This is a genomic window from Pedobacter sp. AC212, from assembly GCF_979258625.1.
The window spans coordinates 2,389,389-2,405,128 of record NZ_OZ409870.1 but is presented as its reverse complement, the minus strand read 5'-3'; the positions used below and the strand labels follow the sequence as shown (position 1 = coordinate 2,405,128).

13 protein-coding genes are annotated in these 15,740 nt (G+C 37.8%); 5 read left to right on the top strand and 8 right to left on the bottom strand.

Going from position 1 to position 15,740, the window contains the following annotated elements; genetic code table 11:
* Positions 1-13: 13 nt before the first annotated feature.
* The gene (locus tag ACZZZC_RS10395; protein ID WP_463485882.1) at positions 14-394 is read right to left on the bottom strand and encodes a DUF3060 domain-containing protein; all 381 of its coding nucleotides are present in this window, start codon (positions 392-394) and stop codon (positions 14-16) included.
* A gap of 53 nt (positions 395-447) precedes the next feature.
* Positions 448-2,076 (bottom strand): acyl-CoA carboxylase subunit beta, encoded by a 1,629-nt coding sequence (locus ACZZZC_RS10390; RefSeq protein ID WP_463487117.1) that lies wholly within the window; start codon positions 2,074-2,076, stop codon positions 448-450.
* Positions 2,077-2,566: 490 nt separating this feature from the next.
* On the opposite strand from ACZZZC_RS10390, the gene ACZZZC_RS10385 reads away from it, so the two are divergent.
* On the top strand, positions 2,567-3,010 hold the full coding sequence (locus ACZZZC_RS10385; RefSeq protein WP_463485880.1) for a DUF2721 domain-containing protein: 444 nt from the start codon (positions 2,567-2,569) through the stop codon (positions 3,008-3,010).
* 300 nt (positions 3,011-3,310) lie between these two features.
* Positions 3,311-4,378, top strand: a complete 1,068-nt coding sequence (locus ACZZZC_RS10380) for a hypothetical protein (RefSeq protein ID WP_463485879.1) — start codon at positions 3,311-3,313, stop codon at positions 4,376-4,378.
* Positions 4,379-4,540: 162 nt separating this feature from the next.
* Here ACZZZC_RS10380 and ACZZZC_RS10375 read toward each other — a convergent pair whose 3' ends face one another.
* The 3 genes from ACZZZC_RS10375 to ACZZZC_RS10365 all read right to left on the bottom strand — a co-directional run bounded on the left by ACZZZC_RS10375 (position 4,541) and on the right by ACZZZC_RS10365 (position 8,742).
* On the bottom strand, positions 4,541-5,002 hold the full coding sequence (locus tag ACZZZC_RS10375; protein ID WP_463485878.1) for a MaoC family dehydratase: 462 nt from the start codon (positions 5,000-5,002) through the stop codon (positions 4,541-4,543).
* 69 nt (positions 5,003-5,071) lie between these two features.
* Positions 5,072-5,665, bottom strand: a complete 594-nt coding sequence (locus ACZZZC_RS10370; RefSeq protein WP_463485877.1) for an LOG family protein — start codon at positions 5,663-5,665, stop codon at positions 5,072-5,074.
* Positions 5,666-6,162: 497 nt separating this feature from the next.
* Positions 6,163-8,742: a TonB-dependent receptor gene (locus ACZZZC_RS10365; RefSeq protein WP_463485876.1), complete on the bottom strand. Its 2,580-nt coding sequence runs from the start codon at positions 8,740-8,742 to the stop codon at positions 6,163-6,165.
* Between the two features lie 296 nt (positions 8,743-9,038).
* On the opposite strand from ACZZZC_RS10365, the gene ACZZZC_RS10360 reads away from it, so the two are divergent.
* Entirely contained in the window at positions 9,039-9,449 is a 411-nt protein-coding gene (locus ACZZZC_RS10360) for a hypothetical protein (protein ID WP_463485875.1), read from the top strand.
* A 472-nt stretch (positions 9,450-9,921) separates the two neighbouring features.
* On the opposite strand, the gene guaB is transcribed toward ACZZZC_RS10360, so the two are convergent.
* Positions 9,922-11,391, bottom strand: coding sequence for an IMP dehydrogenase (guaB, locus tag ACZZZC_RS10355; protein WP_056850281.1), 1,470 nt, complete (start codon positions 11,389-11,391; stop codon positions 9,922-9,924).
* Positions 11,392-11,569: 178 nt separating this feature from the next.
* Here guaB and ppnP point away from each other — a divergent pair, with 178 nt between their 5' ends.
* Positions 11,570-11,851: a pyrimidine/purine nucleoside phosphorylase gene (ppnP, locus tag ACZZZC_RS10350; protein ID WP_463485873.1), complete on the top strand. Its 282-nt coding sequence runs from the start codon at positions 11,570-11,572 to the stop codon at positions 11,849-11,851.
* Positions 11,852-11,894: 43 nt separating this feature from the next.
* Here ppnP and ACZZZC_RS10345 read toward each other — a convergent pair whose 3' ends face one another.
* The gene (locus ACZZZC_RS10345; protein ID WP_463485872.1) at positions 11,895-13,166 is read right to left on the bottom strand and encodes a M16 family metallopeptidase; all 1,272 of its coding nucleotides are present in this window, start codon (positions 13,164-13,166) and stop codon (positions 11,895-11,897) included.
* Positions 13,159-14,403 carry a M16 family metallopeptidase gene (locus ACZZZC_RS10340; RefSeq protein ID WP_463485871.1) on the bottom strand — a complete coding sequence of 415 codons (1,245 nt, stop codon included), beginning with the start codon at positions 14,401-14,403 and terminating at the stop codon, positions 13,159-13,161. The genes ACZZZC_RS10345 and ACZZZC_RS10340 overlap by 8 nt, the downstream gene beginning before the upstream one ends.
* A 175-nt stretch (positions 14,404-14,578) precedes the next feature.
* Here ACZZZC_RS10340 and mqnC point away from each other — a divergent pair, with 175 nt between their 5' ends.
* A complete protein-coding gene (mqnC, locus tag ACZZZC_RS10335; protein WP_056850285.1) occupies positions 14,579-15,703 on the top strand; it encodes a cyclic dehypoxanthinyl futalosine synthase in 1,125 nt (374 codons plus the stop codon).
* Positions 15,704-15,740 lie beyond the last annotated feature (37 nt).

The window sequence follows — 15,740 nt, the reverse complement described above, 5'->3', positions numbered from 1 at the left end:
AATCTTAATTTTGCTATTTAATTTTAGTGACGTAAGCATCAGCCCCGGTTACACTTGAAATTGCCTTTCCATTTTTATTTGGACTTGATTTATATGCCACGCCCGAATCTGCACCTTGAACCCTAATGGTTCTTACACTTTGCGCCCTTACTTTGATGGCTGCACCAGTAACCGTAATGGTATTACATGCCCCAATGATGGTTACATTGATATCACTACCGGAAATATTGATATTTTCATTTCCTGTAGCTTCAACTGTTTTGGTGATACCGCTACCGACAACATTTATCGTTTCCGATGTTTCCTTATTGGTCGTCTGTGCTTGCGAAATTAGAGGCATTGTACATAAAAACGTAAGCACAAATAGCCAGGCAATCTTCCTTAGATTTTTCATATTTGGTTGGATTAATTTCCTTTATCCTCACCAAATATCATACCATACGAATATTATGTTTGGATCACACCAACATTAAAACGCTTGGTTATTGGCGACTGATTTGCAGCTTCAATGCCCATTGATATCACTTTCCTGGTTTCTAAAGGATCGATAATCCCATCTACCCAAAGTCGGGATGCTGCATAATATGGCGTAGTCTGACTATCATATTTGTCAGTAATTTCTTTCAACATCTCCGCTTCTCGTTCTGGCGTTATCACTTCTCCTTTTGCTTTTAACGAAGCCTCTTGAATTTGCAACAACGTTTTAGCCGCCTGTGCACCGCCCATTACCGCAATTTTGGCCGTCGGCCAGGCATAAATTAATCTTGGATCGTAGGCTTTTCCACACATAGCATAATTGCCAGCTCCATAAGAATTTCCCATTACGATAGTGAATTTTGGCACAACTGAATTGGCCACTGCATTTACCATTTTAGCACCGTCTTTGATAATTCCGCCATGCTCTGATCGACTGCCAACCATGAAACCGGTTACATCCTGTAAAAACACCAATGGAATTTTCTTTTGGTTACAATTCATGATAAAGCGGCTTGCCTTATCTGCACTGTCAGAATAAATTACGCCCCCAAACTGCATCTCTCCCTTTTTAGATTTAACAACCTTGCGCTGATTGGCCACTATTCCAACTGCCCAACCATCGATACGGCCCAAACCACAAACGATACTTTGTCCGTAGCCCTGCTTATATTCCTCAAATTCAGAATCATCAACCAAACGGTTGATGATATCCATTATCTCATATTGTTTATCTCTGTTTTCAGGAATAATCCCGTACAACTCTTCTTCTTTGGCTTTCGGTTTAGCAGGCTTAATCCTATCGAAACCGGCATTTTGAAGTGCACCCAACATGCTCATGATGTTTCGGATACTATCCAAACAGGCCTGATCATTGGGATGTTTGTAATCCGTAACCCCAGAAATTTCGCAGTGTGTGGTCGCACCGCCTAAGGTTTCATTGTCGACTTCTTCTCCTATCGCAGATTTAACCAAATAAGATCCGGCCAAAAATACCGATCCTGTTTTATCAACAATCATGGCTTCATCACTCATAATAGGTAGGTATGCACCACCGGCAACACAAGCGCCCATAATGGCGGAGATTTGTACAATCCCTTCGGCCGACATCATTGCATTATTTCGGAACATTCTGCCGAAGTGTTCTTTATCAGGAAAAATTTCATCTTGCATGGGCAAATACACACCCGCACTATCAACTAAATAAATTACAGGCAAACGATTTTCCATGGCAATTTCCTGAGCCCGAAGATTTTTTTTAGCTGTCATCGGAAACCAGGCGCCGGCTTTCACCGTGGCATCGTTAGCAACAATCATACATTGGCGACCGCTCACATAACCAATACCACAAACAACCCCTGCAGATGGACAACCGCCTTGCTCTTGATACATTCCATCAGCGGTGAAGGCACCAATTTCCAGGAAATCAGAATCTTTATCAATAAGATAAGCAATGCGCTCCCGGGCCAATAACTTCCCTTTCTCTTTTTGTTTAGCCGCGTTTTTTTCGCCACCACCTTGATAAATCTTTTTGAGTTTGGTTTTAAGCTCGTAAACCAGCTGTTTATTTACATCCTCGTTTTTGTTGAATTCGATATCCATGGTGGCAATTTAAATTTATTTTCAGAAATATAGAGAAGACTGAAATGGTTTCTAGTCTATAGGGGCGAATATTAAATACCGAGTACGCAAAGAAGGCATAGAATGGTACGAAGAAAATATTGACCTCGAAATATAAAACCTCACCCTATCAAAGTTAGTAGTAATTGTTCTGGTGTAGCAATCCCTCTCCTTGAAGAGAGGGAAACAATGGCCTGTAGCAATTGGGCTTGTGTTCTTTGCGAAAACTTGTGCCCTTTGCGGTCAAACAAACAGAAAAAAAAGAATAGAGAAATAGGCGAAGGGAAATATAAAACCTCACCCTATCAAAGTCAGTAATAATTGTTCTGGTGTAGCAATCCCTCTCCTTTAAGAAAGGGAAACAATGGCCTTTGGCAATTGGGCTTGTGTTCTTCGCGAAAAACCTTGTGTCCTTTGCGGTTAAACAAACAGATATCCAATTAAAATAATATTTTTGGATAAATCTCAATAAATGGAACTCACCGTAAATATCCCGGCATTATTATTTCCTGCCATTAGCTTAATCATGTTGGCCTATACCAATCGCTTTTTAGCACTGGCTGCCCTGGTGAGAAGTTTAAAAGCAAAATACGAAGAAAGTGAGAAAAATATCGGTTTGCAAAACCAAATCAAAAATTTGCGCTACCGGTTAAAGCTTATTAAAAACATGCAGGCTTTTGGCGTTTTAAGTTTTTGTCTTTGCCTTTTTTGCATGTTCTTTATTTATCTCGAATGGAATATTGTTGCAGAAATTCTTTTTGCTTTAAGCTTGATATTCTTCATGATATCGCTGATTATTTCTTTAATCGAAATTCAGATCAGTACAAAAGCACTAGAACTCGAACTGAGTACCTTGGAAGATTTAGAAGGTGAATCTCTAGGTGGATTGATCAAAAAGAAATTTAAGAAAGATTGAAACTAAAGTCAGATGTAAAAAGTAAGGCAATTTTAAAATTTACCCGAAATACAATAATTACAAATACCAGAATGGATATAGCTACAGACCTTATAAATTTCAAAAAAAAAATACTTTTTATTATCATTTAATTGCTGATAACTAGACGAAAATCAAATCTGATTAATGAATTAGCATTACGAATGCTATTCTAAAATGAAATAAATTTTGCTATTTTCGTCTATATTTTCAGTAAAGTTCGCCTTCCCTATTTGGCTAAGCCTAAATTTTCATCCTAGATAATTTACTTATATACATTTGATGAAAAATCTTTTTACTTCAGCTTTTTTACTTTTTTGCTTATATGCAAACGCACAAACTTTTTCTTGCGAAGAAAAGGTTCAAACACTTTTAGTTGATAAAATAAAAAAATACAATTCTAAAGATTTAATTCCGTATATGGATAAAAAAGAAGGCCGTTGGGGTTATTTTCATAGAACGACTAAGAAAATTTTAACTGCGCCCATAATGAATGAAGCATATTTTTTCCATCCACATATTAATTTCAGCTATAGTTTTGAGCAAAAAGGTGAAGATGGCTGTAATGGAAAAATTTATGGTAGTGGAATTGAGTACCGCATTTTAAATTTAGAAAAAAGTGTTTATATCCCAACAATGGCGATGGCACCAAACCAAGTAAAGCCAGCATTTAAAAAATTTATTAAACCAGAAATTTCGGGTTTCGAAGTAGATGATAAAGGAAGTTTAACCTACTTTAATCCGAAATTTTACAATGAACAAAAAAGTGAACCACGAATTATAGATATTTTTAAAGCTAATGGTGAAAATTATGCAATTACCTATTTTAATGAGGATACAGGCCAATATTACTCCGTGATAAATCAACACGGGGTAGCAATTAAAAATTTTGAAAAATTAAAAGGATATCCAACAAAAAAGCAGAGTTACAACAATGAAAAGGATGTATGGTTTTGGGTTAGCACAAATGAAAATGAATATATTTTCAGGTCGCTTTTAAGCGGACAAAGATTGAATGAAACTTTTAATAACTCTTCAACATGGGAATACTACGCTCAAGAATTTGGTTATGCAATTTTAGAAATTGGGAAACAGAAAGGATTAATGGACTTAACTACCATGAAGTGGAAAATAAAACCATCAATAAAAAATGATTTCGATTTTTTAGTTTATGCTAGCTCAGAACATTTAGACTACAATTACAATAAGGATGAGTATTCCCACAATCCAAACATTATTGCCTCTATTGAAATAATTAATACAAATAGGAAAAAATCCTATATCTATATTCAAAACAGCAAAAACCAATTTATGGATTTAGATTTAAAATTATACAGGCCAATTAAATAACTTATAGCTTTTATTTATTTCTAACAAAGCCATAAAATTTTGGTCGAAAGGTAATTTGAACTAACAGCAATAAAACAGCTATAAAATATTAGTACTCAGAACGCAGATAAAAAACAAAAAAGGATAAGCTTTCTAACTTATCCTTTGTATAACTAATATTCTTTAACCGATAAAATGATATAAGAAAACAACTTCGCCAGTAAAAGCAGGTTTTTTTTGCCCTTCTATTTCCATCTCTATTCCCATATGCACTTTTGTAACTCCTCGCAAATTTACAATTGAAGCTAATTTAGCTTTTAACCGGATTTTACTGTTCACCAATACAGGTTGTGCAAATTTCAAACTTTCGATGCCATAGTTAATTTCCATTTTTAAATTTTGAATATCAACAATCTCTTTCCATAGAAATGGGATTAATGAAAGTGTTAAATATCCATGTGCAATGGTACCTCCAAACGGACCTTCGTTTTTTGCTTTCTCCTCATCAGTATGAATCCATTGATAATCTAAAGTAGCATCGGCAAACTTGTTAATTTGGTCCTGAGTAATGGTATGCCAAGATGATACACCAAGCTCTTTACCTAAATGTTGTTCAAACTCTGCGTGTGAAGTAATGATCTGCATTGGAAAATATTTTAGCCCTGCGTTTTAGCGAGAGCGGTTCAAAATTGTTTAATGTATGTTATAATCTTCTTAAGTTAAGTTTCTGTCTTTAAACCAAACTTCATCCGGAATAGCAGAAAACTCGTCCATTTTATTAACCAAAGTTTCTGCATCTGCTTCGTTAAAAACCAAATCACGGTTTGCTGGTTTTAAAAATCTGCTTTTCACCATCATTTCCATTTGCGCAAATAATGGATCGTAAAAACCACCTACATTTAAAACGCCAATGGGTTTATTGTGCAAGCCTAGCTGTAACCAGGTTAAAACTTCAAAAAATTCTTCAAGCGTACCAAATCCACCTGGTAAAATGATAAATCCATCACTTAAATCAGCCATTTTTTGTTTACGCTGATGCATATTTTCGGTGATAATCATTTCCGTTACGCCTTTATGTCCAACTTCTTTATCCATCAAAAATTGAGGAATAACTCCAGTAACCGAACCACCTGATTGTAACACATCATCTGCTATTACACCCATTACGCCTACGCTCCCACCACCGTAAACCATCTTAATGTCTTGTTTCACCAAAACATCCGCCAGTTGTTTTATCGCATTCCGCAATTCCGGATCGCCATTAAAGTTTGAGCCACAATACACGCAAACTGCTTTAAGCTTATTCATTTGGATTAAAATTTTTCGAAGTTAAGATTTTATCGGCTTTCTGTAAATTTTAATTCTGCACAAGATGGTTAACATTCATTTTTTAAAAGATTTGGAAAGCAGTTGCAGAAGTTTATTTTAAAGTTTGCCCTTCTATCACTTCAAGTCCTCGCCCCGAAAAAAAATCGGGGCTGTGGGCTTTCCGCTTTATAAGGTTTAGGCACTTTGGCTGGCAAAAGGAACACTGACCAACGTAAAATAGACCTGATGGAAGTGAAATACTTTTTGTTAGCAGCAACCCTGAATTTTCTGTCATGCTGAGGCACGAAGCATCTGCAACCGATGAAACACTTGCCTGCTGCAAGCAGGGATACTTCGTACCTCAGTATGACAGCAATCACAAAAAGATTGAACGTACAGCAGGATTGCCGTAACCGAATAGTACCAAAGCCTGCTCTCCAAAACAAAAAAAAGCGCCGGACAATGCCGACGCCTTCAACCAAATATAACAGAGAACGTTAAAAGCTATAACGAAAGGTTGCGCCATAAGTTCTTGGGTCGCCGAGCACCCCAGCGTATAAACCAGAGTTACCTGCCGCAGCCTGCAATTGCTCGAAATAGTTTATATTGGCAATGTTTCTGCTCCACACAAAAACAGAAAACTTTTCTGATCTAAACCCTAACCTGGCATTAAGCAATGAATATCCCTGAACATTTAACACACTTGAAGGTGTTGGATTTGAAGAATAAGTGGAGCGGTAGCTTGCATCTCCAGCAATAAAATAGCGACCAGGTTTGGTAGCCAAATTACCTGGCGTACTCAATTCTGCACCACCAGAAACATTCCATTTGGAGATTCCTGGCAACCTGCCACCAGATGCATCTTTAAATGCAACCTGTGTAGCAACACCATTTATAGTTTCGGTGTGGCCGGTTTCTTCTAAAGGTAGTGGCGCATTAGTGAAACTTACATATTTACCATCCAGGTACGCCAATGCAGCGTTTAAAGTTAAAAATCGCTCTAACTGATAGGTTCCATCAATCTCCAAACCCTTAACATTTACCTTTTCAGCATTCGCTAAATATCCTCTGTTTACGCCTAACTGCGGTGATTGGACATTGGTTTGATAATCTTTTATATCGGTGTTGAAAGCGGTTACATTTAAAATTGCACCTTTAAATGGCTTTGTTTTCAGACCCAGTTCGTAGTGTTCTACATATTCAGGTTTAACAACTGCCAAACTCAAATCGGCCTGACCGTTGGAAGCTGTTGGCAAGCCACCCACATTTACCCCAACTGGTTTATAAGCGGTAGAAAAAGTTCCGTAAACATTTAATTTTGGTGTAGGACGATAGGAAACTGTAATATTTCCAGACAAATTGTTGTTATTGGTACTGGTATTAAATTGCTGATTGCTGTAAACTGCTGATTTCAGCGATAACAAAGCGGCATCAGTTGTTTGCAAACCACCGTAAGTGTTTCTGTCATAATCAACATCTTTTTTATCATAAGTAAACCTAAGGCCTGGTAAAACATGCAGATTTTTAAGCACTTCCCAATCCACCTGACCGAAAACCGCTGCACTTAACGATTTGATGGTGGAGTTTGTTCTGATTCCAAAACCATCTAACAATCCAGGTGTAGAATAGAGTGCCTGTGCGCCTGTACTGGCAGTTTGTACAAATCTCCATTGGTCTTTGCCAACTTCTTCTGTTTGGCCCAACCCCTGTAAGTTTTGACCCAATAAAAATACGCCAACCACTCCACTTAGTTTTTCGCTGATGTTACCGGCATATCTAATTTCTTGTGAATACTGATCGTGACGCGAATTTCCTTGTGATTTTGTCAAGGCTGATAATTCAGAAAAATCTCTATCGTTTGTTGGATCCCAGTTCCAGAATCTCCATGCTGTGGTGGAAGTTAAGGTTCCGCCGCCAATTTTATAATCTACGTTTAAGGAGATTCCACCTATTGATTGATTATGTCTCCATGGCGTATTGGTATTGATTTCTCTTGAAAATGGATCTATTTTAGGTTGTTGGTAGCCCAAATCAGAAACTATTCGGGCGTACTGACGGTAAGCACTTCTTTCGGTTGGCGTAACACCAACAATTACCAATGGATAGCCTGCCGGATGCTGAACGCTCACATCTCCACTTAAAAGAATTTTCAACCGATCTGATGGCGTAAAGTAAAGCTGCCCTTTAAAACCGAGGTTATTTTGTCCGCTGTAACGGCGTTCTTCCCTGGAATTCCAAATGGTACCATCGCGTTGCGTTCCAGAAATGGAGATTTTTGCAGCAAGATTTTTTGCCACACCACCGGAAACTGATGTTTTGGCCTGGATAAAATTATAATTACCCACACTCATTTCTACTTTAGCTGTTGGGGTTTGTGTGGGTTTTGTTGTGGTAATATTAAAAGCGCCAGCAGTGGTGTTCTTTCCAAAGAGCGTTCCCTGCGGACCGCGGATTACTTCAATTTGTTCAATGTCAAGAAAATCGGTTGAGGTTGCAGCTGGTCGGGCATGGTAAACACCATCAACATAAAAGCCTACACCGGGGTCGATACCATCGTTAGTTAAGCCAAAAGTTGAACCTAAACCACGAATATTTAATGTGGTATTACGGGCATTTGAGGCATACAATTGAACTGATGGAACCAACTCTTTTAAGCGGTTGACGTTGAAAGCACCAGCATTTTCTGCTGCCTGACCGCCAATAACGGTAATTGGAATCGGCACATCCTGTAAAACTTCCGAGCGCCGTCTGGAGGTTACTACGATTTCGTCAAGCTGGGTATCTTCAACCAAAATCAGCTCAATTGGCGTTTCCTGCAGCTGCAAAACCTGAAAATCCTGAGGCTTGTAACCCACATAGCTTACCCGGATGTAAAATGGAGGTTGTTGTTTGGCATCGATCGTAAAAGCACCATTTGTATCTGTAACCGTGGCAATTTTAGTACCACGTACGGTGATAGTAGCTCCAGGTATTGTAGTACCGTTGCCCCCTTTTACAATTCCTTTTACTGTATTTTGAGCGAGTACAGCAGAGGCTGAAAGTATTAAAGAAAAAATGAATAGTAAACTTCGTTTCATGATTGTATTAATGTGTTTTGGGTTAGATTTTATCTTTTAGTTATCCTTTCGGAAATAGTTGAATGTGATGGTTTGGTGGCTATAACAACAACTACATTTGACGTTTTTTGCTTGCTTCATATTAAAATATATAAATCCTATAGATTTAGTCGACAAATATATTAAAAAAAAGTATTTGCCAAATTTTATTTTGTTTATTTATTTAAGCAGGAGGATTTTTCACAAAGCGTTTAAAATCTTGTATATTTAGAAAGTCAAATCCTATTGTTTTTCGCATCCCACAAATCATTTAAATTGTGGGAAAATTTAGTTTATTATTTTTTTTGATAATTATATTAGCATTTGCAAATAATTATTGCTTTGCTCAAGGATCAGCTGCTGGTTGCTTAATTGAATCTCGCAATATTGTATATACGAATGTTCCTAAAACTATCTACGACAAAAATTCAGGTGTTTCATTATCAAATAATTATTGTTCATGGGCTCCAACATCGGGACTTCCCTGCGAAGTTTGTAATGGAAATTTAGTTGGTAATGGTAATTGTCCGGGAAACAGTACCACGCCAGGAATAATTGGAACTTTCACAATGGTTGAATGCCCATTAGATCAAAGCTTTTTCTTCCTTGGTTTTGGAATATTAATTTCGATTATTTCGGTTAGAAAATTAAATTCAAATAAGCCGATGTTATCAAAAATCTGCACTTAATCTTAATATTTAGTGCTTTAAGATTGCTTTCCCGAAAAATCGGGACAAGCAATCTATTTAGCTAATAAAGATGCTTCACCTCGCACAAGCTCGGCTTCGCAATAACGACCGTTCTTGTAAAATGTGCACAGCTATTGTAAAAGGCATTTTAATAAGAAAGATTTCTTAACCGCGAAGCGAAGCCGTTTTTCATGGCTGTGCCAATTTCATTTAACAAATTCATCCCGAAGAAAGATTTCTCAATCGCGAAGGGCGCATTTCGAAATGACGGAATGTGCGAAAAAACTAAGCAACCAACAAACTAATCCTGTTGACGCAAATATGTTTTTATGAAAAATTAACCCTCGCAATGACTAATAATTTTCATATAAGCACCAAAAAAAAGCAGGGCTATCATAAACGACGCCCTGCTTTGTATTATGTCTGTGGATTCTTGACTTCCGACTCCGGACTAAAGACTCCGAACTAAAAATTACCTCGTATAATTCGGTGCTTCCTTAGTAATCGTGATATCATGCGGGTGACTTTCACGCATACCTGCTGCCGTAATTTGAACAAATTGTGCTTCTTGTAAAGCTTCGATACTTGCTGCACCACAGTAACCCATACTGGCACGTAAACCGCCGATGTATTGATACATCACTTCGGCTAAAGTTCCTTTAAATGGTACTCGACCAACAATTCCTTCAGGAACGAGTTTTTTAATATCATCTTCTACATCCTGGAAATAACGATCTTTCGAACCTTGTTCCATTGCTTCGATAGAACCCATTCCACGGTAAGATTTAAACTTACGTCCTTCATAAATAATGGTTTCACCTGGCGATTCTTCTACTCCCGCGAATAAAGAACCCGCCATTACCGTACTTGCGCCAGACGCAATGGCTTTGGCAATATCACCTGTGTGTTTAATACCTCCATCAGCGATAACCGGAACACCTGTACCTTTTAATGCTTTAGCACATTCATAAACCGCGTATAATTGCGGAACACCAACACCGGCAATAATTCTGGTGGTACAAATAGAACCCGGACCAATACCAACTTTAACAGCATCAGCACCAGCATCAGCTAAGAATTTAGCGGCAGCACCCGTTGCAATGTTACCAACGATCACCTGTAAATCTGGATATTTTGCTTTAACTTCTTTTAATTTATCCACTACACCTTTAGAGTGGCCGTGAGCCGTATCAATTGTGATCACATCAACGCCTGCGTGAACCAATGCATCAACACGTTGTAAGGTATCGGCTGTTACGCCAACTGCAGCACCAACACGTAAGCGGCCGCGATCATCTTTACAAGCAGCAGGATAGTTCTTAACTTTAGAAATATCTTTAAAAGTAATTAATCCACTTAAGTAGCCATCTTTCGAAACAACAGGTAATTTTTCAATCTTGTAATTTTGAAGAATTTCTTCCGCTTGAACTAAATTTGTTCCTTCCGGAGCAGTAATTAGATTTTCTTTGGTCATTACCTCGGCAATTGGTCTTGCCATGTCTTTTTGAAAGCGTAAATCGCGATTGGTAATAATGCCTACTAGTTTATTATCGCTACTTACTACCGGAATGCCACCAATTTTATGTTCTTTCATGATCTTGAAAGCATCAGCAACTACCGCAGTTTCCAATAAGGTAACCGGATCCTGAATCATTCCGCTTTCCGATCTTTTAACTTTTCTCACCTCTTCCGCTTGTCTGTCGATCGTCATGTTTTTGTGCAACATACCAATCCCCCCATTTTGCGCAATGGCAATGGCAAGCTCAGCTTCTGTGACCGTATCCATGGCTGCAGAAATCAATGGAACGTTAAGCTTAATTTTTTTGGTTAAGAAAGTGGCTGTATTAACATCACGAGGCAGAATTTCTGAATATGCGGGTACCAAAAGTACGTCGTCATAAGTCAAACCTGTAGCAATAAATTTTGTGGAGTCGAGTTGCATAGCAAATAAATTACGATTTATTATTTGCCAGGCAAAGATACAAAAAAGCCAGGAAAATCAAAGGGCAAATATAGAAATTGGTAAATATTGAGCTGGGGTGACAAATGAAATTTTTTTGGAGATTTACAGTTTGTTCAATTGCTTTGTTATAATTGCATATTATTCTAAAGCCCCAGATATGATAACAGAAAACACCTATTTTGAAGGAAATGTAAAATCTTTAGGTTATGAAACCGGAGAAGGAAAATTAACCGTTGGAGTAATCAACGCTGGTGAATATACATTTGGAACCGCACAGTTAGAAGTAATGTATGTTATTGAGGGAACATTAACTGTACATTTACCCCACGAAATGGAATGGAAAACTTTTGAGAAAGGTTCGCATTTCACTGTTCCGGCCAACTCGTCATTTTCTGTTAAAACACTTGTTCAAACCGCCTACCTTTGTCAATATCGATAAAAAAAGAAAGTCAGGTAACAAGCCTGACTTCCTTTTTTAATAACTATTTCTTCCCGATTACTACCTCTGTAAACTCGCTGGTGTTCAAATATTTGTTGGCTAAATCTTTTATTTCTTCGGCAGTTATACTTTTTACTTTCGCGATGTAGCGATCATAATAATCGTAATCTAAACCGAAAAAGTAGATATTCTTAAACTTATCAGCATGAGAAAAAATATTCTCTAAACTACCCAGCATGGAGCCCAGCATATAGTTTTTCACTAAATCGAGTTCCTCTTCGCCAATTAACTCATTTTTTAGCAAATCTATCTCTTTATAAATTTCCACCAATGCATCTGCACAAACCTCAGCGCCAACTTCTGTCGCGATGAAAAAGTACCCGGCATCCTGTAAAGATGATATTCCTGATCCGATGCCATAGGTATAACCCTTATCTTCCCTAATGTTGTTCATTAAACGAGAACCAAAATACCCACCCAAAACTGTGTTTAAAATCTGCAACCCAGGGAAATCTTCATGCGTACGGTTAACTGCTATTTTACCAATCCGAATGGCCGACTGTATAGCTTCAGGTCTTTCCCGGTAAACCGATTGATTAATTGAGTTTGCAAATGTTAATTTATTCGTAATTGAATCACTTTTATCCCAGTTATTTCCAAATTGTTGGTTCAGCAAGTCGAAACTCGCTTCATCAAACTTTCCTGATACCACTATCGTACAATTATTTGGCGTATATGCCGCTTTAAAGTATTCAACCAGATCATCCCTTTTCAGCTCGTCGTAATGTTTTGCCTGGATATCGACACCATAAGCAGTGTCTCCAAATAAGGCATGAGCAAATTCCTTCCGAGATAAAATATCGTTCTTCTGCAAGTTTACCTGCATTTTTTGCTTTTGGTTTTGAATATAAATGTCAAGTTCCTTTTGTGGAAATTGACTATCACTCAATACATCTTTAACGATTGGAAGAACCGAAGCCAAGTGCTTGTTTAAGGTATAAAGTGTTACCGTAGATTGATCCTGAGCATATTCGGTTTGGAAAAATGCGCCATAAAAATCAATTTGTTCGGCTATTTCTTTTGATGAAAGTTTGCTGGTTCCGTTATTCAACATTGCACTTACAGCAATAGCCTGCAATGGTTTTTCCACATTCCAATTCACATTGTTAAATATGAATTCAATACGTACTAAATCTTGCTCGCCCGAATATACGATGTAAACGGGAACATCATTCTGCAGCTTTTTCTGCTGTGGCTGGATAATATTTATGGTTGATACCTGCTTAAAATCAGGCGCCTGTTGTCTGTTAAGCATTATTTTCAGTTAAATAGTACAAGGTAGATGATGATTCTTTTTTGAAGGTATTATTTGAAATACGTTGGATATCTTCAGCAGTAACTTTTAAGAATTCGCCAGCTTCTTTATTCAATAAAGCTGCATCGCCAAGCAGTTCATAGTAAGCAAGATTCATCGCTTTATCCAATAAACTCATCTCTGAAAATACAAGAACAGATTCGACCTTATTTTTCACTTTAGTAAGTTCGTTATCAGTTACCAGTTCTGCCTTCAACTGATCGAGCTCTTTCCAAATTGCCTGTTCTGCCTGTTCAGTTGTGATGCCTTCCACCAATTTCCCTTCCACAACAAATAAGCCAGGATCAAGACTGCTTGATATATAAGCATTGATATCGCTGAATAACTTTTGCTCTTTTAATAAGCTATTGTACAATCGTGAAGATTGCCCTCTAGACATAATATCTGATAACAAATCGAAAGCATAATAATCTGGATCTAAACGACCAGGCATTTTAAAACCCATGTAGATAGCATTCAAAGGCACATTGGCTTTAACAGTTTCAGTTCTTTCTTCGATTTGAGGATCTTCCTGAACTAGATCACGCTCGTATTTTTCTCCTGCCGGGATGGGCTCAAACCATTTTTCAGCCAGTTTTTTAACATCTTCGGTTTTCACATTTCCACCTACTACTAAAATGGCGTTCTGTGGCGTATAATGTTTCTTAAAAAATGCCTTAACGTCTTCCATCGTAGCATTTTCGATGTGCGAAAGATCCTTTCCAATCGTTGCCCAACGGTACGAATGTTTTTTATAAGCCAGTGGACGAAGTTTTAACCAAACATCGCCATAAGGCTGATTTAAATAACGCTGTTTAAACTCCTCACTCACTACGTTACGCTGTGTATCTAAGCTCTTTTCTGAAAAAGCCAGGCTTAACATACGGTCGCTTTCCAGCCAAAAAGCTGTTTCAATATTTTCAGCCGGCAAAGTGATGTAATAATTGGTAATGTCGTTACTGGTGAAAGCATTATTTTCACCTCCTACTCTTTGCAAAGGCTCATCATAATTCGGAATATTGATAGAACCGCCGAACATCAAATGCTCAAATAAGTGTGCGAAACCAGTTTTTTCCGGACTTTCATCACGAGCGCCAACATCATATAAAATATTTAGAACTGCCATTGGAGTTGTTGGATCTTCATGAACCAAAACCTTTAACCCATTAGCAAGTGTAAAACGATTAAAATCTACCATATAATTTTTTAGAATCGTAAAGATATACTTTTAGGGTAAAATGTAAGATGGAAAATGTAAGATGGAAGACATAATGTTAAAGGGATTAACGATAGTTTATTTCGACCTTAAAATCTTTGACTAAAGACTGACGACTTTCGACTTTCGACTTAGGACTTTTGACTATCTTTGTGCTATGAATACAGCCGATTTACTGCAAAGGGCCTTGCATTTTGATTTTTTAAGCCAAGAGGAAGGTGTTTTTTTATACCACAATGCAGATACTGCATCGTTGATGTTTGTAGCAAATGAGCTAAGAAAAATTCAAGTTCCGAGTGGTAAAGTTACCTGGCAAATAGACCGAAATGTAAATACTACTAATGTGTGTATTGCTAATTGTAAATTCTGTAATTTCTTTCGCCGACCTGGCCATGAGGAGAGCTACATTACTGACATTGAAACATATAAAGTCAAGATTGAGGAAACTTTCCGTTTAGGTGGCGATCAACTGCTTTTGCAAGGTGGGCATCACCCCGATTTGGGCCTGGCCTTTTACGCTGATCTTTTCAGAAAGTTAAAAGAATTATACCCTGATTTAAAACTTCATGCATTGGGCCCGCCTGAGATTGCACATGTTGCAAAATTAGAAGGGATTTCGCATACCGAGGTTTTGCAAACCTTAAAAGATGCTGGCATGGATTCATTGCCGGGTGCTGGTGCGGAAATTTTAAACGACCGTGTACGCAGGTTAATTTCTAAAGGAAAATGCGGTGGCCAGGAATGGCTTGATGTGATGAGGGCTTGCCATCAGTTGGATATAACCACATCGGCAACGATGATGTTCGGACATGTCGAAACCATTGAAGAGCGCTTTGAACATTTGGTTTGGATTCGCCAGGTACAGAGTGAAAAACCTGCTGATGCCAATGGTTTTCTGGCATTCATTCCATGGCCATTCCAGGATGATGGAACTTTATTGAAACGTTTACGTGGCATAAGCAATAATGTAACTGCCGATGAATATATCCGGATGATTGCTTTAAGCAGAATCATGTTGCCAAACGTTAAAAATATTCAGGCAAGCTGGTTAACAGTGGGTAAAGCAACTGCACAACTTTGTTTACATGCCGGCGCAAACGACTTTGGTTCAATTATGATTGAAGAAAATGTAGTTTCTGCTGCTGGTGCACCGCATCGTTTTACGGCAAATGGTATTCAACAATCAATAAAGGCTGCAGGCTTTGAACCGCAATTACGAGGACAAAAATATAATTACCGCGATTTACCAGAACATTTGGAAGAACAGGTAATCACTTATTAGGATAAATTAGTGAATGTGAAGATTATTGAATGGTTTT

Coding starts and splice junctions, on each gene's coding strand:
- guaB (WP_056850281.1), bottom strand. CDS start 11,391: ATGCAACTCGACTCCACAAAATTTATTGCTACAGGTTTGACTTATGAC.
- ACZZZC_RS10385 (WP_463485880.1), top strand. CDS start 2,567: ATGGAACTCACCGTAAATATCCCGGCATTATTATTTCCTGCCATTAGC.
- ACZZZC_RS10365 (WP_463485876.1), bottom strand. CDS start 8,742: ATGAAACGAAGTTTACTATTCATTTTTTCTTTAATACTTTCAGCCTCT.
- ACZZZC_RS10380 (WP_463485879.1), top strand. CDS start 3,311: ATGAAAAATCTTTTTACTTCAGCTTTTTTACTTTTTTGCTTATATGCA.
- ACZZZC_RS10370 (WP_463485877.1), bottom strand. CDS start 5,665: ATGAATAAGCTTAAAGCAGTTTGCGTGTATTGTGGCTCAAACTTTAAT.
- ACZZZC_RS10395 (WP_463485882.1), bottom strand. CDS start 394: ATGAAAAATCTAAGGAAGATTGCCTGGCTATTTGTGCTTACGTTTTTA.
- ACZZZC_RS10345 (WP_463485872.1), bottom strand. CDS start 13,166: ATGCTTAACAGACAACAGGCGCCTGATTTTAAGCAGGTATCAACCATA.
- mqnC (WP_056850285.1), top strand. CDS start 14,579: ATGAATACAGCCGATTTACTGCAAAGGGCCTTGCATTTTGATTTTTTA.
- ACZZZC_RS10340 (WP_463485871.1), bottom strand. CDS start 14,403: ATGGTAGATTTTAATCGTTTTACACTTGCTAATGGGTTAAAGGTTTTG.
- ACZZZC_RS10375 (WP_463485878.1), bottom strand. CDS start 5,002: ATGCAGATCATTACTTCACACGCAGAGTTTGAACAACATTTAGGTAAA.
- ACZZZC_RS10390 (WP_463487117.1), bottom strand. CDS start 2,076: ATGGATATCGAATTCAACAAAAACGAGGATGTAAATAAACAGCTGGTT.
- ppnP (WP_463485873.1), top strand. CDS start 11,570: ATGATAACAGAAAACACCTATTTTGAAGGAAATGTAAAATCTTTAGGT.